Annotated in this window: 17 protein-coding genes and 1 pseudogene; 8 read left to right on the top strand and 10 right to left on the bottom strand. The window is 69.7% G+C overall.

Annotated elements, in window-relative coordinates; translation table 11 throughout:
* Positions 1 to 54 precede the first annotated feature (54 nt).
* The 3 genes from ACQPZW_RS27180 (at position 55) to ACQPZW_RS27170 (ending at position 2,742) form a co-directional block, all read left to right on the top strand.
* Positions 55 to 873 (top strand): IS5 family transposase, encoded by an 819-nt coding sequence (locus ACQPZW_RS27180; protein WP_433797632.1) that lies wholly within the window; start codon positions 55 to 57, stop codon positions 871 to 873.
* 113 nt (positions 874 to 986) lie between these two features.
* A complete protein-coding gene (locus tag ACQPZW_RS27175) occupies positions 987 to 1,805 on the top strand; it encodes an IS5 family transposase (protein ID WP_433797632.1) in 819 nt (272 codons plus the stop codon).
* A gap of 143 nt (positions 1,806 to 1,948) precedes the next feature.
* A protein-coding gene (locus ACQPZW_RS27170; protein ID WP_433797631.1) for an IS5 family transposase occupies positions 1,949 to 2,742 on the top strand; the annotation gives its coding sequence in 2 pieces (ribosomal slippage) (positions 1,949 to 2,279 and positions 2,279 to 2,742; 795 coding nt in all).
* 34 nt (positions 2,743 to 2,776) lie between these two features.
* Here the strand turns inward: ACQPZW_RS27170 and ACQPZW_RS27165 are convergent.
* The 3 genes from ACQPZW_RS27165 to ACQPZW_RS27155 all read right to left on the bottom strand — a co-directional run bounded on the left by ACQPZW_RS27165 (position 2,777) and on the right by ACQPZW_RS27155 (position 4,462).
* Positions 2,777 to 3,475, bottom strand: coding sequence for a DUF1963 domain-containing protein (locus tag ACQPZW_RS27165; protein WP_433788853.1), 699 nt, complete (start codon positions 3,473 to 3,475; stop codon positions 2,777 to 2,779).
* Between the two features lie 141 nt (positions 3,476 to 3,616).
* Complete coding sequence (locus tag ACQPZW_RS27160; RefSeq protein WP_433788852.1) at positions 3,617 to 4,255, bottom strand: PCRF domain-containing protein; 639 nt, start codon at positions 4,253 to 4,255, stop codon at positions 3,617 to 3,619.
* A 75-nt stretch (positions 4,256 to 4,330) separates the two neighbouring features.
* The gene (locus ACQPZW_RS27155; RefSeq protein WP_433788851.1) at positions 4,331 to 4,462 is read right to left on the bottom strand and encodes a hypothetical protein; all 132 of its coding nucleotides are present in this window, start codon (positions 4,460 to 4,462) and stop codon (positions 4,331 to 4,333) included.
* A 344-nt stretch (positions 4,463 to 4,806) separates the two neighbouring features.
* Between ACQPZW_RS27155 and ACQPZW_RS27150 the strand changes: the two genes are divergently transcribed.
* On the top strand, positions 4,807 to 6,069 hold the full coding sequence (locus ACQPZW_RS27150; RefSeq protein ID WP_433788850.1) for a PQQ-binding-like beta-propeller repeat protein: 1,263 nt from the start codon (positions 4,807 to 4,809) through the stop codon (positions 6,067 to 6,069).
* A gap of 24 nt (positions 6,070 to 6,093) precedes the next feature.
* Here ACQPZW_RS27150 and ACQPZW_RS27145 read toward each other — a convergent pair.
* Positions 6,094 to 6,348, bottom strand: a pseudogene (locus ACQPZW_RS27145) (transposase family protein); the annotation flags it as partial.
* Positions 6,349 to 6,549: 201 nt separating this feature from the next.
* Here ACQPZW_RS27145 and ACQPZW_RS27140 point away from each other — a divergent pair.
* Positions 6,550 to 7,179 (top strand): phosphotransferase, encoded by a 630-nt coding sequence (locus ACQPZW_RS27140; protein WP_433788849.1) that lies wholly within the window; start codon positions 6,550 to 6,552, stop codon positions 7,177 to 7,179.
* A 144-nt stretch (positions 7,180 to 7,323) separates the two neighbouring features.
* Here ACQPZW_RS27140 and ACQPZW_RS27135 read toward each other — a convergent pair whose 3' ends face one another.
* Positions 7,324 to 8,526, bottom strand: coding sequence for an RNA polymerase sigma factor (locus ACQPZW_RS27135; protein WP_433788848.1), 1,203 nt, complete (start codon positions 8,524 to 8,526; stop codon positions 7,324 to 7,326).
* The gene (locus ACQPZW_RS27130; protein WP_433788847.1) at positions 8,514 to 8,885 is read right to left on the bottom strand and encodes a YciI family protein; all 372 of its coding nucleotides are present in this window, start codon (positions 8,883 to 8,885) and stop codon (positions 8,514 to 8,516) included. The genes ACQPZW_RS27135 and ACQPZW_RS27130 overlap by 13 nt, the downstream gene beginning before the upstream one ends.
* Positions 8,886 to 8,948: 63 nt before the next feature.
* Here ACQPZW_RS27130 and ACQPZW_RS27125 point away from each other — a divergent pair, with 63 nt between their 5' ends.
* The 3 genes from ACQPZW_RS27125 (at position 8,949) to ACQPZW_RS27115 (ending at position 10,967) form a co-directional block, all read left to right on the top strand.
* Positions 8,949 to 9,377: a YybH family protein gene (locus ACQPZW_RS27125; protein WP_433788846.1), complete on the top strand. Its 429-nt coding sequence runs from the start codon at positions 8,949 to 8,951 to the stop codon at positions 9,375 to 9,377.
* A 307-nt stretch (positions 9,378 to 9,684) separates the two neighbouring features.
* Positions 9,685 to 10,182, top strand: a complete 498-nt coding sequence (locus ACQPZW_RS27120) for a SigE family RNA polymerase sigma factor (protein ID WP_433788845.1) — start codon at positions 9,685 to 9,687, stop codon at positions 10,180 to 10,182.
* A gap of 8 nt (positions 10,183 to 10,190) precedes the next feature.
* Positions 10,191 to 10,967, top strand: coding sequence for a hypothetical protein (locus tag ACQPZW_RS27115; protein WP_433788844.1), 777 nt, complete (start codon positions 10,191 to 10,193; stop codon positions 10,965 to 10,967).
* Here the strand turns inward: ACQPZW_RS27115 and ACQPZW_RS27110 are convergent, their stop codons facing one another.
* From ACQPZW_RS27110 to ACQPZW_RS27095, 4 genes are all read right to left on the bottom strand, one after another.
* Positions 10,968 to 11,936, bottom strand: a complete 969-nt coding sequence (locus ACQPZW_RS27110; RefSeq protein WP_433788843.1) for a helix-turn-helix domain-containing protein — start codon at positions 11,934 to 11,936, stop codon at positions 10,968 to 10,970.
* Between the two features lie 100 nt (positions 11,937 to 12,036).
* Positions 12,037 to 13,017, bottom strand: coding sequence for an alpha/beta hydrolase (locus tag ACQPZW_RS27105; RefSeq protein WP_433788842.1), 981 nt, complete (start codon positions 13,015 to 13,017; stop codon positions 12,037 to 12,039).
* Positions 13,018 to 13,139: 122 nt separating this feature from the next.
* Positions 13,140 to 14,045 (bottom strand): hypothetical protein, encoded by a 906-nt coding sequence (locus ACQPZW_RS27100; protein WP_433788841.1) that lies wholly within the window; start codon positions 14,043 to 14,045, stop codon positions 13,140 to 13,142.
* 29 nt (positions 14,046 to 14,074) lie between these two features.
* Positions 14,075 to 16,420, bottom strand: a complete 2,346-nt coding sequence (locus tag ACQPZW_RS27095) for an ATP-dependent Clp protease ATP-binding subunit (protein WP_433797630.1) — start codon at positions 16,418 to 16,420, stop codon at positions 14,075 to 14,077.
* Between the last annotated feature and the right edge of the window lie 159 nt (positions 16,421 to 16,579).

Raw genomic sequence — 16,579 nt, 5'->3', positions numbered from 1 at the left:
AGTTCACGTTCGCGCACGCCATCGGCTTTGATCGTTCGTTGGTCGAGCATGGGGATGGGGCGACTTCCATATCGAACGGACCTGTCGGATGCCCGGTGGGCGTTGATCGAGCCTGTTCTGGTGCAGTGGCGTGAGGCGCGGCGGGGCTTGGGGATCAAGCCGCCGGTCCATGATCTGAGGGAGATCGTCAATGCGATCTTGTATGTGGCACGGACCGGCATGGCGTGGGAGTACCTGCCACACGACTTCCCGCCGGCGAAGACGGTCTATGACTACTACGCCAAGTGGGAGAAGGACGGCACCACGGCTCGTATCCACGATCTTCTGCGGTCGCGGGTGCGTGAGGCTCTCGGCCGAGATGCCGAGCCGAGCGCCGCGGTGTTGGATGCTCAAAGCGTCAAGACGTCTTGCAACGTAAAGGAATCCGAGCAGGGAATCGATGCGGCGAAGAAGATCAAGGGACGGAAACGGCACATCGCTACCGACACTCTCGGGCTGCTGCTGGCGGTAGTGGTCACCGCGGCGTCGGTGTCCGACACTGCCGCCGGCAAGGGTCTGCTGAGCACGCTTGCCGGAGACCACCCGAGGGTGAGCAAGGTTTGGGTTGACGGCGGCTACCAGAACACGGTGCTGCGTCATGGCGCAGGACTCGGCATCGACGTCGAGGTGGTGCCGCGCCGTGCAGAGAAGGGATTTCATGTCCTTCCACGTCGATGGGTGGTCGAGCGGACGTTCGGGTGGCTGATGCAGCACCGGCGCCTAGTCCGCGACTACGAGGCGCTCCCGCAGCGTTCGGTGGCGATGGTCCAGTGGGCGATGTCTAACACGATCATGCTCAGACTGACCGGCGAATGCACCCAAACCTGGCGTTGACTATCACTGCATTTCACTGCCGAACGGACATGCCGGGATCAGATGCCCTCTAAGGGGATAGTTCACGTTCGCGCACGCCATCGGCTTTGATCGTTCGTTGGTCGAGCATGGGGATGGGGCGACTTCCATATCGAACGGACCTGTCGGATGCCCGGTGGGCGTTGATCGAGCCTGTTCTGGTGCAGTGGCGTGAGGCGCGGCGGGGCTTGGGGATCAAGCCGCCGGTCCATGATCTGAGGGAGATCGTCAATGCGATCTTGTATGTGGCACGGACCGGCATGGCGTGGGAGTACCTGCCACACGACTTCCCGCCGGCGAAGACGGTCTATGACTACTACGCCAAGTGGGAGAAGGACGGCACCACGGCTCGTATCCACGATCTTCTGCGGTCGCGGGTGCGTGAGGCTCTCGGCCGAGATGCCGAGCCGAGCGCCGCGGTGTTGGATGCTCAAAGCGTCAAGACGTCTTGCAACGTAAAGGAATCCGAGCAGGGAATCGATGCGGCGAAGAAGATCAAGGGACGGAAACGGCACATCGCTACCGACACTCTCGGGCTGCTGCTGGCGGTAGTGGTCACCGCGGCGTCGGTGTCCGACACTGCCGCCGGCAAGGGTCTGCTGAGCACGCTTGCCGGAGACCACCCGAGGGTGAGCAAGGTTTGGGTTGACGGCGGCTACCAGAACACGGTGCTGCGTCATGGCGCAGGACTCGGCATCGACGTCGAGGTGGTGCCGCGCCGTGCAGAGAAGGGATTTCATGTCCTTCCACGTCGATGGGTGGTCGAGCGGACGTTCGGGTGGCTGATGCAGCACCGGCGCCTAGTCCGCGACTACGAGGCGCTCCCGCAGCGTTCGGTGGCGATGGTCCAGTGGGCGATGTCTAACACGATCATGCTCAGACTGACCGGCGAATGCACCCAAACCTGGCGTTGACTATCACTGCATTTCACTGCCGAACGGACATGCCGGGATCAGATGCCCTCTTAGAACTCCTAACTCAATCGGGTGCATCGGTATGACCTGATCTTTGGTGTGCTCGTTGTCGGAACGTGAGGAAGCGCGACCCGCAACCGTGGCTGGTCGACGACGACCTCTGGGCCCGGATCGCGCCGCTGATCCCGAAACAGCGGCCACGATCGGGTCCTGGTCGTCGACCGGTTGATGGCCGCAAGGTGCTCTGCGGCATCCTGTTCGTTCTTTACACCGGCATCCGCTGGGAATGGCTACCCAGCGAGCTCGGCTTCGGCTGCGGCATGACCTGCTGGCGCCGGCTACGGGACTGGAACAACGCCGGCGTCTGGCAACGCCTGCACGAGGTGCTGCTCGCCGAGCTACGCGCGGCAGGCAAGCTCGACATGTCCCGGACGGTGGTCGACAGCAGCCACGTCCGAGCGCTCAAGGGCGGCCCAAAACCGGCCGGAGTCCGGTAGACCGCGGCCGGCCGGGCTCCAAACACCATCTCATCACCGACGCCGGCGGTGTTCCGCTTGCGGTGCTGCTGACCGGCGGCAACCGCAACGACGTGACCCAACTACTCCCGCTACTGCAGGCGGTGCCACCGATCCGCGGCAAACGCGGACGTCCCCGGCAGCGGGCGCCGAAGGTCTACGCCGACCGCGGCTACGACCACGACAAGTACCGCGCCCAGGTCCGCGAACTCGGTGTCACCCCAGTCATCGCCCGCCGCGGCACCGAGCACGGCTCCGGACTCGGCAAACTGCGCTGGGTCGTCGAGCAGACCTTCGCACTGCTGCACTGGTTCCGTCGTCTGCGTATCCGCTGGGAGATCCGCGACGACATCCACGAAGCCCTGCTCAAACTCGGCTGTGCCCTCATCTGCTGGCGCCGCCTCCGAACCACAAAGAGTTAGGAGTTCTTAGTCAGGTCGAACGCGGGTTCAGAATCTAGTCGAACGAGTCGTAGTAGGCCTCGGCGCAGTCGAAGCGACGCGCCGCCAGGTCGGCCCGTCGGATGACCCAGGTCGCACGACCCAGGTCGGAGCCGAACTGTTCGCCGCGGCTGATCGTGGCGAGCAGCACCCAATCGTCGTCCGGGCCGCGGTCGTAGTCGGTCACCGGGTCGACGTTCCACACCCACGGGTAGCCGCCGAGCTGCACGGCACCGCCGTCGCGCATCTGGCCGTTGGTCTCCCACCAGACCGAGCCCAGCTCGTGGCCGTGCGGGAACCGCGCGCTGTCGGTGCCGCGGTTGGGCAGCGAGGGCTCGACCTTCAGGTGCAGCTCGGCGGGCTTGCCGGACATCGCGACCGCGGTGCCGGCCGGAAGGTAGACGAGTTGGTGCCAGTCATCCTCGGGGTCGGTGTCCTCGAGGTCGGCGAAGAACAGCAGCGTGCCGTCCGAGGGCAGCGGGATGTCGGTGGCGTCGGCCGGTACTGCCGCGAAGTCGACCAGGGCGAGGAACGGCTTGCCCGCTACGGTCACGTCGGGCTGCCCGCCGAGGAGCCCGGCCACCGGGCTGCCCGCGGGCTCGTCGGTCTCCTCCAGGGCCGCGCACGGGCGGACCGTCTCGAGCCACCGCTCGACCTCGGCCTCGGGGATCCCGCGGCTGCGGGCCTCGTCACGAAAGGGATCCATAGCTGCCATGCGGGCGAGTATGCCAACGTTGATCAATACGCTTCCGCCGAGCCGGACCACTTCGCCATGCCGCGATCCGGGCGCGCAGCGAGGTATGACACCGCGGTCGAGCACGGGCAGGACGGCCCGTGAGCCGGCTGAGCAGCGCGGTCAGTTGCGGTTGTCGACGTCCGCTACGAGCAGCAGCGAACGGAGCACCCGGTAGGCGATCTCCCGCTGTTGCCCCGCCCGCGCGTCGTTACGGAATGACACGCTCCAGCCGGTCGGCAGGTGTGTGAATCGAACCGACGCCGTGGCCGGATTCCGCGTGCACATCACATCCACTCGGACATCCTGGTCCCGGACGGTCTCCGGATCATCGTCCTCGACCAGCGGAGCCACGGTGACGGTGACCTCGGCCGCCCCGGCGCGATGCCGGCCGGCCTCGGCGCGCAGCAGGCCGTACGCGTACGGCGCGGCCACGATCAGCGCTCCTTGCCGTAGGCGCGATCCCGGCGGGACGTCGTCGGGCATCGCGATGACGTGGCCGTGCCGCTCGGCCCATTCGAGGTACCGCCGCAGCACGGTCACGACCAACGTTGCCGCGTCCTCGCCGGTTCCGGCTGCTCGAACGACGACCACGGCGCCCCGCAGGTCGAAGGCCCCGTCGAGGCTCATCCGGATCCCGAAGTCCGCGACGGCGTCGCTCAGCGCGTCGGCCTCGGCTCGCAGGTCGGCGAGGACCACATCGTCGTGTGTGTCGACCGCCAGCGAGAGTAGCGCTCGCGCGTCGTCGAGCCGCTGGCGCACCGTCTCGGCGCGGGTCAGCTCACGGGTGACGACGGCGAGGCGGACGCCGACCGCCCGCCCGTGCGCGGGATCCCTTCACAGATCCGGCGCGGCCGCCGCGGTCTCCAGCTCGGCCCGTGTCAGGCGGAGCCGCGCGAGACCGGGCGCGGTCGAGCGGACGACCGTGGCGAGGTCGTCCAGTAGGCGGGTCAGCTCGTTGGCGCTCACCCACCTACTTTACCGACCGGCATCCTGCCGCTCATGCTCGATTCGGGCCGCAGCGGTAAACGGCTGACCCGCAGAATATGAGGCCGCACTGATCTGTCGCGATCCGCGCAGTGCCGGTGCACCGCCGGTCCCGTCGTCGGTGAGCCTTTTCCAACCTGGTTCTGCAGGTTGGCCCGGGTCGGCAGGCGTTGCTGATCGATGAGGGCGAGGCTCCCACCGTCGGGGCCGCTGCGGCGAACGTCGTGTGGGACAGACGGCGTGCAGACGATGTTCCTACGGAGTTGTACAGCCTCCGCAGCGGGGCCGCCGTACCGGGTTACCGGAACGCACATCCATCCTCGACAATGGACGGCCTGACGCCCACACGTTCGATCGGGGGACACGTGAAGCGGGAACCTGTGCTTCTCGGCTCGGTATCCGTATTGACTGCCGCGCTGCTGGTTGGCTGCGGCAAGACCGGGGGCGATGATCCGTCCCCGCCGGCTCCTGCGGTCAGCGTCGCGCCCAGTGCGGCGCCGGTTCCAGGCGGGCCGCCGGCCGGGGTGGAGCCCGAGGCGGTCACCCGTGGCGCCGGCCACGCCCTGCTCACCGACGACTCCATCATCAGCCTCGCCTTCGGCGGTGCCGACAACTGCTGGTTGACCGCGCAGACGCTGGCCGCCCCGGACACCCCCGCCTGGAAGGTCGAACAGGTGGACGGGCTGGCCCTGGGCTGCGCCGGGTCACCGGCTCTCTCCGGCTTGACGGTGCTCCTGCCGTACGGGAAAGCCACCACCGGCGCCGGCATCGAAACAGGCGGCGCCGAGAAGGGCGTCCTCGCCCTCAACCTGGACGGCACCCAACGCTGGCACACCGCGGTTCCCGGGGTGAACACCGTGCTCGGCGCCGACGACAGCTTCGTCCTCGCCTTCGACAAGCGGAACGCCCTGCCGGGCTCGTCCGAGAAGCGCACCACCGCGGTGCTCGACGTCGCCACCGGCAAGGTGCTCTGGTCGAAGCCGGGGCTACGGCCGGTCGGCCTCGATGACGGCACCGTGATCGTGACCAACGAAAAGATCGACAAGGTGACGGCCCTGGACGCGGCCACCGGCGAAGAGCGCTGGTCCAGCCCGATGTACACACGCGGCTCCCTCGGCCTGACCGGTACCGGGGTGGTCGCCGTGCCGATACCGGCCGACCCCGGTGATATCACCAGCTACGACGCGAAGGTCGAACTCCGCGAAGCCAAGAGCGGCACGGTGCTGCATACCGAACCCGAGGCCGCGGCGTTCCCGACCTGCGTCTCCGACGGTGAGACCGCCGTCGTCTGCGAGGTGCGCGGTGGAGGCAAGGAGGCGAACACCATTTTCGCGTACGACCTGGGCACCAAGAAGGGCAGCTGGAGCCTCCCCCCGACGCAGGTGAAGGAGGCTGGTGTCACGGTGCGCTCGATGGTGGAGGGGCGGGTCTTCGTCTGGACGACGACGCAGGGTGCGCTCGTCGACGCCGCTACCGGCGAGCAGGTGGCGCACACGCTGCCCGCCGCTCCGAACCTGGTGCGCGGCGCCTACGGCGTACAGAACGACGCGGACGCCAAGTCCTTCTCGGTTTACCGGCTGACCTATTGAGCCGTTCTCATCCTGCATAGTGGTGGCCCGCACGATCGAGGTGGCGGCGCGGTCAGCAGCGAGGCCCGGCCAGGATCTTCCAGGTCTTGAGCGTGGCCAACGCGCTCACCGCGGGCGCGAATCCTCGCGTGCGCCCGGTTGACCGCCTTCTGCCGGCGTGACAGCTTCGGCCGGAAGCGACGCTGCTTGAACGGGGGTGCGCACGCTGCAGCGGGCGCCCTGGTAGCCCTTGTCCGCGCGGGTCATCACGTATGCGCGGGTCAGCGCGTCGGTCATGCCATGTGCCGGCGAGCGGAAACAGGTTGCCGCTCGGTGGTCACGTAGCGACAGAATGTCGTGGTGATCGAAGCGCAGCGTCTTCCCGGTGGAAATGACGGTGGCGCGGTACGGGTCGGTGACACCGTCCGTCGCGTTGCCGGGCCCTGGACACCGGCGGTGCATGACCTGCTACGCCATCTACACGACGTCGGCTTCAACCGGGTGCCCCGGGCGCTGGGTTTCGACGATCAGGGCCGCGAGGTGCTTTCCTTTCTGCCTGGCACAGTGGTCGGGACGGCGCGGCCGTGGCCCGGCTGGGTCCACAGCGACGACGCGTTGCGGCAGGTCGCGCAGTGGCTGCGTGACTTTCACACGGCTGCCGCCGGTTTCGTTCCTTCCGCCGGTGCCCTGTGGCGAAACGAGACGCAGTGGCGGCCCGGCCTGATCATCGGCCACAACGATGCGGCACCGTACAATGCGGTTTGGAACGGGGATCGTCTGGTCGGGTTCTTCGACTGGGATTTCGCGGGACCCGTCACGGTCGAGTGGGATCTGGCGTTCACCGCCTTCGGGTGGGTGCCTCTGCACGCGCGCCACGTGGTGGCCGCAGAGGGTTTCACCGCTTTCGCCGAACGACCGCGCCGGCTTCGGCTGTTCCTGGACTCCTATGGCTGGGACGGTTCGATCACCGAGTTCATCGACATCGTCCGGCAGCGAGTGAGCGCCTCAGCCGACGGCATCCGGCGGGCGGCCGCCGCCGGAGACTCCACCTTCACACGGATGATCACGAATGGCGTTGACGCGGATCTCGAGACCGCCGTAACGGAGCTCGGTGACTTCCCCGAGGTTTGACGTCGAATCTGCCGCGGGTCGTGCCACGTCCCTGAGGTCGACGAATTCTGTAGTCGAAGGAGCGAGGCCGTCCGTGGACCAGTTCGTTGCGGCAGGCTGATCTCCCGGGGGCGCAGTTCGGTCTCGGGTGCCTTCTTCGGGATGTCAGCACGACGATAGGCGCGCCGCTCGGGACTCCAGGTAGCGCTGCTCGGGGCGGCTGAGCGTGAGCCGGGCCGCCAGCCGGTACTGCTCTCGCGCCCCGGCCCGATCACCGGCCAGCTCCAGCAGATGAGCCCGCACCGCGGCGGTCCGGTGGTGCCGGGCCAGGACCGGATCATCGGCCACCAGTTCCAGCGCGGCGAGCCCCGCCCGCGGCCCGTCGACCATGGCCGTCGCCACGATTCGGTTCAACGTCACCATCGGGCCCGGGGCGAGCGCGTGCAGCATCCCGTACAGAAGGAGGATCTGTGGCCAATCGGTGTCCTCGGCCCGCGCCGCCTCGTCGTGCACCGCGGCGATCGCGGCCTGCAGCTGAAACGGCCCGATCGGGGCCGACGCCAGCGCGGCGGTGATGATCCCGACGCCCTCGGCGATCATGGCGGTGTCCCAGCGGCCGCGGTCCTGGTCGGCCAGCGGCACCAGAGCGGCGTCCGGCCCGGTCCGGGCGGGTCGCCGCGCGTCGGTGAGCAGCATCAGCGCGAGCAGGCCGGCCACCTCGCCGTCATCGGGCAGGCGGCGGTGCAACTGCCGGGTCAGCCGGATCGCCTCGCGGGTCAGCTCCACCCGGTTCAGCTCGTCGCCGGAACTCGCCGTGTACCCCTCGTTGAAGATCAGGTACAGCACGTGCCGGACCGCGACCAGCCGCTCGGCCGGGGCCGCCGTCTCGAACCGGGCGCCCGCGTCGCGGATCCGCTGTTTGGCCCGGCTGATGCGCTGCCCGACGGTGGCCTCCGGCAGCAGCAGCGCCCGGGCGATCTCCGCGGTGGTCAGCCCGCCGACGGCCCGCAGCGTGAGCGTGATCTGTGCCGGCACGCTCAGCGCCGGATGGCAGCAGAGCAGCAGCAACGCCAGTTCGTCGTCGCCGCGGACCTCCGGCTCCGGTTCGTGGCGGACCGTCTCCTCACGCCGCCGGCGGGCGATCTCGTTGCGCAGCATCTCCACCCGGCGGCGGCTCGCCACCGTGATCAGCCAGCTCCGGGGCTGCTCCGGCACACCCGTCTCCGGCCACTGCCGGACGGCCGCGATCAGCGCCTCCTGGACCGCGTCCTCGCAGGCGTCGAAATCACCGTAGCGGCGCACCACCGCGGCCAGAACCTGCGGCGCGCACTCGCGCAGCAGATCCGGCAGTCCGGTCAGATCTCCCACGTGCTCATGTCGAGGATCGGGCGCACCTCGACCCGGGTGTACGCGGCGTCCGGCGCCTTCGCCGCCCACCCGACCGCCTCGTCGAGATCCGCGACGTCGATCAGGTAGAAGCCGGCCAGATGCTCCTTGACCTCGGCGTATGGCCCGTCCGAGGTGATCGTCTCGCCGTCGCGCACCGACACCTGGACGGCCAGCGCCGGATCGCCCAGCCCCTCACTCGCCACCAGCACCCCGGCATCGCGCATCTGCGCGGTCAGCCGCAGGTGACCGAGCCCGAAGTCGGTGCGCTGCTGCTCGGTCAGCGTCTCCCAGACGGCCAGCGACTGCGGGTTCGACTGGATCAGGATCAGATATTTCATGGCTTTCTCCTTTTCTCTCGTCGTCGGTGTCGAAACCGGCCGTCCCGGTTTCGACACCCCGGCATGAACGAGATCCAGGAAGTCATCGAACGTAAGGCCGCGCTGCTGCAGACCGGCGACGCCAAAGCCATCCTGTCCCACTACGCGCCCGGCTTCGTCGAATACAGCCTCGCCCCGCCGCTGCGCCAGCCCGGCGACCGCCGGGACCCGGCCGTCCTCGAGCAGTGGATGGCCGGGTTCGAGGCACCGCCCCGCCGCGAGGTCACCCGCCTTGAGATCACCACCGACGGTGACGTGGCCTTCGCGACCAGCATCGACAGCCTGAGCGCGGTGCCCCGCGGCTCGACCGAGCCGTTCACCCTGTGGTTCCGGGTGACGCTCGGCCTGCGCCGCATCGACAGCCACTGGCTGGTCACCCACGAGCACGAGTCGGTGCCCTTCGAGATGGACGGCTCCTTCCGGGCCTCCACCGACCTGACGCCCAGCGCCTGACCCGTGCGGACGCGTCGGCCCGCCGGCGACCGGCCTCTCCGGTGGGCCGGCGGGTTCAGCGAGGAGCTCGTCCAGCACGGTCACTGCCCGGGTCATGGACGGCGAGGCCACCGGTGCCCACCGCCGCGACCTCGAAGCCCGTGTGCCGCAGACTGCCGGCACGACCAGCAGCCGGGCGTCCGTCATCAGCACATCCTCCAACGCTTCGCCGACCGTACGCTGACCGCTGCCCGGCTTTCCCTCGAAGCATGCAACCTCGAACACCGGTCGTTCCGTCGTGCCCGCAGAGAGGTGGGGGAGGAGGACCGTGAAAAGGTCCGAAGAGGACGAGTTCCGGGAGTTCGTGGGCAACCGGATGGAACGCTGGCGGCGGGCGGCGTACCTGCTGTCTCACGACTGGCACATGGCCGACGACCTGGTCGGGACCGTCGTGGGCAAGCTCTACGAGAACTGGCGGCGGGTGGCGGCCGCCGACAACCCGGAGGCGTACGCCCAGCGTGTTCTGACCAGGGCCTGGATCGACGAGCGCCGCCGGCCGTGGCGGCGTGAGCGCCCGGCCGAGAACGTGCCCGACCCCGGCTGGAGCCCACCGGACCAGGTCGGCGACCGCGAGCGGCTGATCGGTCTGCTGTCGGCTCTCGGCCGTCGGCAGCGGGCCGTCGTCGTCCTGCGTTTCTACTTCGATCGATCGGTCGAGGAGACCGCGGAGCTGCTCGGTGTCTCCGCGGGAACGGTCAAGAGCCAGTCGGCGCGGGCCCTGGAGGCTCTGCGCGCGCTCAGCTACGCATCGGAGAGGCCACAGTGAACCAAGTCATGCTCGATCAGCTCATCGGTGCGGCGCCGGCGTCGACCGTCGACGTGGACGCGGTGGTACGGCGTACCCGTCGCCGCCGCCGGGTTCGGCACCTGGCCGCCGGCGGGTCGACCGCGGTGGCCGTGATCGCCGCCGTTGCGGTCGGCGCCGGTCTCCTGCCGGGAGCCGGGCCGGAGCCGGAGCCGGCCCCCGCCCCTCCGGCCGCCGCCGCATCACCGTCGGCGCCCGCCCTGCAGGCGGGGACGGCGGCCGGCAGACAGCAGATCCTCGATCGGCTGCAGACCGTCCTGGAGCGGGCGGCGGCCGAGCACGCGCCCGCGGTCCGGTGGATCTACATGCCGGATGTGCCGGGGGAGAAGCGCACCCCGGACGGGCATCCGGTGATGTTCGCACTGAACGACGAGACGTTCCGGGCCCGGTCCGGGGTCACGGCCGGTGGTCGCAAGGGTGGCTTCTACCTGTCGTTGCGTGCGGTCAGCTGCCCGGGCGGCGAGACGTGCCAGCCGTTCTACGAGTGCAACCAGGCCGTGGCCGGGTGCGAGGCGGCGCGCAGCCCGTCCGGGTTGCGGCTGGTCCGCTACGTCGAGAAGCCCGGCCCAGGCTGGCTGTTCTACGGCGTCGACGTGGAACTGCCCGACCGGAAGCACGCGGTGCAGCTGAGCGCGCCCAACTACTTCGGCGGGGACGGGAGCGCACCGTCGGCCCCGGCGCCGGTGTTCACCCGTGCCCAGCTCGAGGCGATCGCGATCGACGTGGCCGAGCAGATGGGCCGCTGATCACGGGTTGCGGTGCAGGCGGCGCAGGACCAGGGCCAGGTGGGTACGGAACAGGCCGTGCGGGTCGTGCAGACTCCAGCCGAGCAGGTGCTCGGCCTGGACCACCCGGTCCTGCAGGGTGGAGTGGTGCAGCCGCAGGCGGGCGGCGGCGGCCCGCAGGCTGGGCGTGGTGGTGATCGCGTGCAGGGTCGCCGGCAGCCACGGGGCGGCGGGCTGCTCCAGGATCCGGACGTCCGGCAGAGCACCGGGTTCGGGCACGTGCCTCAGCTCGGCCAGGGCGCCCAGTGCGGCGTACCGGATGAGGGGTTCTCCGGGGTCGTCGTCGGTGCCGGCGGCGGTGAACCGGACCGCGATGCGTGCCGCCTCGTGTGAGACCGGAAGGTCGAGTATCGGCCCGGCCGGTCCGATTCCGGCGCGTTCCGGCGGCGGGTCGGCGTCACCCTTGAGGACCCGGACTGCGCCGCCGTGCAGGACCGTCGCGTACGCCGCGCCGTCGGTCGGCAGGCCGAGCAGCCGGGCGGCCCGCAGCCGGGCGTCGGGCGGCGCCGACGCGTCGACCAGCAACTCCACCATGGCGGGCTGGTCGGTGGCCGGCGCCCGGCCGCGGGTCCGGTCCAGCACGGTGCGGGCGGCGGCCGCGGCGCGTTCCAGCACCATGGCGTCGACCGGGCCGGCCGTCCCGGACCGCTCCAGCCGCATCATGGCGCTGCCCGCCGGCACCCCCGGCCACCGATCGTCCTCGTCGAGAGACCGGCCGAGCGCGGCGGTGCCGTCCGGCAGCATCCGGATGTGCACCCGGCGGGTGTCGTCGTCGAGGCGGGCCGGGCAGCCGGCCAGCACGGCCGCGCCGCGCACGATGCTCTGCAGCCCCGCGCCCGCTTCGACCAGCTCGTCGAAGTAGGCGATCACCTGGACGGCCGCGCTGGCGTCGGCATCCAGCGCGGCGAGGCGCACGGCCAGGTCCTTCATATCGCCGAGGTTAGGCGTTGAACGGACGGTTCAGCCACCGGAAGGGCCGCCGAGGTCAGGTGTTGAGGAGGCGGTTCAGCCACCGGAAGGGCCGCCGAGGTCAGGTGTTGAGGAGGCGGTTCAGCCACCGGAACCGGGCCTGCCGCGCATCCTGGGAGATCACCGCGGTCGGCGCCATCATGTCGAAGCCGTGGAACGCGCCCGGCCATACGTGCAGCTCGGCGCGCCCGCCGGCCTGCCAGATCCGGCCGGCGTAGGCGACGTCCTCGTCCCGGAACGTCTCGGCGCTGCCGACGTCGATGAACGCGGGCGGCAGGTCTCCCAGGTCGGCGGCGCGGGCCGGCGCCGCGTAGGGCGACACGTCCGGCCCTCCGGCCGCATCACCGAGCAGCGCACCCCATCCGGTGCGGTTGGCGGTGCGATCCCACACCCCGAGACCTTCCATCTGTACGGCCGAAGCGCTCTCGTTGCGATCGTCGAGCATCGGGCAGATCAGCAGCTGTCCCAGCAGCTCCGGTCCACCCCGATCGCGCGCCATCAGTGCCAGTGCGGCCGCCAGCCCACCGCCCGCGCTGCCCCCGGCGACGATCAGCCGCCCCGCGTCGAAGCCGAGCTCGTCGGCGTGTGCCGCCGTCCACAGCAGGCCCGCATAGCAGTCGTTCACCGGTCCCGGGTGCGGCGTCTCGGGCGCGAGCCGGTACTCCACCGACACCACGACCAGCCCGAACTCCTCGGCGAGGTCGAGCATCAGGTCGATCCCGGCCCGGTTGTCGCCGAGGATCATCCCGCCGCCGTGGGTGTGATAGAGGCAGCCGTGAGTCCCGGTGGCGGCGGTCGGCCGGCAGATCAGCAGCGAGATCTCCGGGTCCCCGTGGAGCCCGGGAACGCTGCGCTCCTCGACGGTGAACTTCCCGTCCCGCCGCAGGTCGTCGTCGCTGGGAGCCCCCATGATGGCGGCGCCCTGCCGCATGATCGGAATCATCTCGGGTGTCAGCGAGGGCGGAAGCTGCTCCCCGAGCACGGCGAGCGCCGCCCCGAGCTCGGCGTCGAACGGGGGAGGAGAGGGCAGGACAGCGGTCACGAACGGCCTCCTTCGGTTACCACCGGATCACCGCCATGTGACCGGTGTCACCAGCATGGTCCGGCCCCTGCTCCCGATCGAGCGCCATCCGGCGGAATCCCCCGCCATCCGGCGGGTGACCGTCAGGCCTGCTCCTCCGGGGTGGCCGCGGTGGCCGCGGTGGCCGGGGTGGCTGGGGTGGCCGGGGTGGTCTCCGGCGCGTCGGGTTCGCCGCCCAGGAGGATGCCGACCATGGTGAGGAAGATCGCCGCCGCGACGCAGGTGAGGAACTGCAGCGGGGTGACCGGCAGCGCGCCGAGCACGTCGACGTCGCTCACGTCGGGAACGGCCGCCTTCTCGGCGAGGTAGCCGATGCCGACGAACGCGGCCGCGATGACCACGAACGTGATGATCGCGCTGTTGGCGTGTCTGAACCCGTGCCGGACGACCGCGCGAACGATCATGCCGAGCGCGAAGAGGATCAGCACACCGGTGGCGGCCAGCATCCCGTACACCAGCCGGGTCAGGTTGTCGCCGGACTCCTGGCCGGCGCCGGACGGCTCCACGGTGATCTTCACCGGCACGTCGATGATGGTCTGCTCGTTGCGGAACGAGACCAGACCGCCGACCGGGTAGACGACCGTGCCGGTGATCTTGCCGTCCAGCACGGTCTGCCCGGCCACCTCGGGCACGAAGTACCGGCCGGTGGCGGTCTGGTCCTCGGAGATGTCCTTCAGGTTCGTGGTGATCTCGTCGCCCCAGGTCTGGGGCTTCGGCTGCATCAGGACGATCGGCTGGTGGCCGGCGAACGTCAGCGTCATCCCGTCCGGGGACGCCCACAACCCACTGACCGCGCTCGGCATCCGTACGCCGAGGCTCACCACCTCGCCGGACGATGTCGTCACCGTGATCGTCTGCTTGTTGTCGACGACGTACAGATGATCACTGGCGTACTTGCGGGCCAGGGGGGTGTAGGCGACGAAACCCGCGATCAGCGCGAGGAACGCGAGAACCCAGACGACGGTGAGCAGCTTGGAGATGACACGCACCGGGGCAGCATAGGCGTCATAGCCGTCGGTCACTGCCCCGCGGGCACGGCTCCCCGGAACACCAGCCGGTCGTCCTCGCAGTCCACCACGACGGTCTGGCCCGGGCGCAGATCGTTGAAGAGGATCTGCTCGGACAGGGTGTCCTCCAGTTCGCGCTGGATGGTCCGGCGCAGCGGGCGGGCGCCCAGCACCGGGTCGAATCCCCTGGCGGCGAGGTGCTCGCGGGCGGCGTCGGTGAGCTCCAGGGTCATGTCCCTGTTCCGGAGCTGGGCCTGGATGCGGGCGGTGAAGATGTCGACGATCCGGAGGATCTCGGTCTCCCGCAACTGGTGGAAGACGATCGTGTCGTCGATGCGGTTGAGCAGCTCCGGGCGGAAGTGCTGCTTCAGCTCGTCACCGACCCGGGACTTCATCTGCTCGTACGCCGACGCCGGCGCCGACGACGTCTGGAAGCCGATCGACCGCCCCACCTCGCGGGTGCCGAGGTTGGTGGTCAGGATGACGACGGTGTTCTTGAAGTCGACGATCCGGCCCTGACCGTCGGTCAGACGGCCGTCCTCCAGGATCTGCAGCAGCGTGTTGAACACGTCCGGGTGGGCCTTCTCGATCTCGTCGAACAGCACCACCGAGAACGGCTTACGGCGTACCTTCTCGGTCAGCTGGCCACCCTCGTCGTAGCCGACGTAACCGGGCGGCGCCCCGACCAGCCGCGACATGGTGTGCCGGTCGTGGAACTCGGACATGTCCAGCTGGATGAGCGCGTCCTCGGAGCCGAACAGGAACTCGGCCAACGAGCGGCACAGCTCGGTCTTGCCGACTCCGGACGGCCCGGCGAAGATGAACGACCCGGCCGGTCGTTTCGGATCCTTCAACCCCGCGCGGGTACGCCGGATCGCCCGCGCCACAGCCGCAACGGCATCGTCCTGCGCCACGACCCGCCGGTGCAGTTCCTCCTCCATGCGCGCCAGACGGGCCGACTCCTCCTCGGTGAGCCGGTGCACGGGGATGCCGGTCCAGTGGCCCAGCACCTCGGCGATCTGCTCGTCGCCGATCTCCTCCCGGCGCAGCTCCTCGTCGGCGATCAGCCGCCGCTCCCGGTCGCGTAGCCGGGCGGCCAGCTCGAAGTCCTGCGCGTCGATGGCGGCCTCCTTCTCCCGTCGCACCGTGGCGGAGACGTCCCGGCCCACCGCCCGGATCCGCGTCCGGGCCCCGGCCTCGTCGATCAGGTCGATCGCCTTGTCCGGCAGGAACCGGTCGGAGATGTACCGGTCGGCCAGGGTCGCCGCCGCCACCAGCGCCGCATCGGTGAACGACACCCGGTGGTGCGCCTCGTAATGGTCGCGCAGCCCTTTGAGGATCTCGATGGTGTGCGCCAGCGTCGGCTCGCCCACCTCGATCCTCTGCAGCCGCCGCTCCAGGGGCTTGTCCTTCTCGATGATCCGGTACTCGGCCACGGTGGTCGCCCCGACCAGCTGGAACTCCCCGCGGGCCAGCGCCGGCTTGAGCAGTGACGCGGCGTCGATGGCCCCCTCGGCGGCGCCCGCACCGACCAGGGTGTGGATCTCGTCGACGAACAGGATCACGTCGCCCCTGGTCCGTACCTCCTTGAGGATCTTCTTCAGACGCTCCTCGAAGTCGCCGCGGTAGCGGGAGCCGGCCACCAGCGAGCCCATGTCGAGGGTGTAGAGCTGTTTGCCGCGCAGCGTGTCCGGGACGTCGCCGCTCACGATCGCCTGGGCGAGCCCCTCGACCGCGGCGGTCTTGCCGACGCCGGGCTCGCCGATCAGTACCGGGTTGTTCTTGCGGCGGCGCGAGAGCACCTGCACGACCCGCTCGATCTCGTGTTCCCGGCCGATCACCGGGTCCAGCCTGCCCTCGCGCGCCTTCTGGGTGAGGTTGTCGCCGTACTGGTCGAGGATGGTCTCCTTGACCGGCGCCGCAGCGGTGACCGGTGTGCTCCCGGCGAGCGACTGGATCACCCGCTGCCGCACCAGCTCACGGTCGGCGCCCAGCTTGAGCAGCGCCTGCGCGGCCACACCCTCGCCCTCGCGCAGCAGGCCGAGCAGGATGTGCTCGGTGCCGATGTAGTTGTGGCCCAGTTGCAGCGCCTCCCGCAGCGACAGCTCCAGGACCTTCTTGGCCCGCGGGGTGAACGGGATGTGCCCACCCGGGATCTCGTGCCCCCGGCCGATGATCTGCTCGATCTCGCGCCGGATCACCTCCGGCGCGATCCCGAGAGCCGCGACGCCCTCGCCCTCCTGGACCAGGCCGAGCAGCAGATGCTCGGTCCCGATGTGGTTGTGGTCGAGCATCCGGGCCTCTTCCTGGGCCAGCACGACGACTCGACGGGCACGGTCGGTGAACCGTTCGAACACGACACTCACGTCCTCGACGCGAAGCCCCACGCACTCCGCTTCATCAAGGAAGGCAGCCTGGAGTGGTGTGCGCTGAGTCTGAGCCTCTTGGCGTGGGGCGGCGCCCGCGTGGGGGGCATCGCTACGCTCGTGCAGGCGCGCTGCTCTGCGAGCGTACAA

It is taken from the genome of Actinoplanes sp. CA-252034, assembly GCF_050956125.1.
In the GTDB taxonomy this organism is placed as follows: Bacteria; Actinomycetota; Actinomycetes; order Mycobacteriales; family Micromonosporaceae; genus Actinoplanes.
Note: the sequence above shows the minus strand (reverse complement) of the source record. Positions and strands in the feature narration are given on the sequence as shown.

Bases quoted from the DNA above. Each gene is read 5' to 3' on its own strand.
- ACQPZW_RS27110 (WP_433788843.1), bottom strand. From the start codon at position 11,936: ATGAAGGACCTGGCCGTGCGCCTCGCCGCGCTGGATGCCGACGCCAGC.
- ACQPZW_RS27125 (WP_433788846.1), top strand. From the start codon at position 8,949: ATGAACGAGATCCAGGAAGTCATCGAACGTAAGGCCGCGCTGCTGCAG.
- ACQPZW_RS27175 (WP_433797632.1), top strand. From the start codon at position 987: ATGGGGCGACTTCCATATCGAACGGACCTGTCGGATGCCCGGTGGGCG.
- ACQPZW_RS27180 (WP_433797632.1), top strand. From the start codon at position 55: ATGGGGCGACTTCCATATCGAACGGACCTGTCGGATGCCCGGTGGGCG.
- ACQPZW_RS27150 (WP_433788850.1), top strand. From the start codon at position 4,807: ATGGACGGCCTGACGCCCACACGTTCGATCGGGGGACACGTGAAGCGG.
- ACQPZW_RS27115 (WP_433788844.1), top strand. From the start codon at position 10,191: ATGCTCGATCAGCTCATCGGTGCGGCGCCGGCGTCGACCGTCGACGTG.
- ACQPZW_RS27130 (WP_433788847.1), bottom strand. From the start codon at position 8,885: ATGAAATATCTGATCCTGATCCAGTCGAACCCGCAGTCGCTGGCCGTC.
- ACQPZW_RS27165 (WP_433788853.1), bottom strand. From the start codon at position 3,475: ATGGCAGCTATGGATCCCTTTCGTGACGAGGCCCGCAGCCGCGGGATC.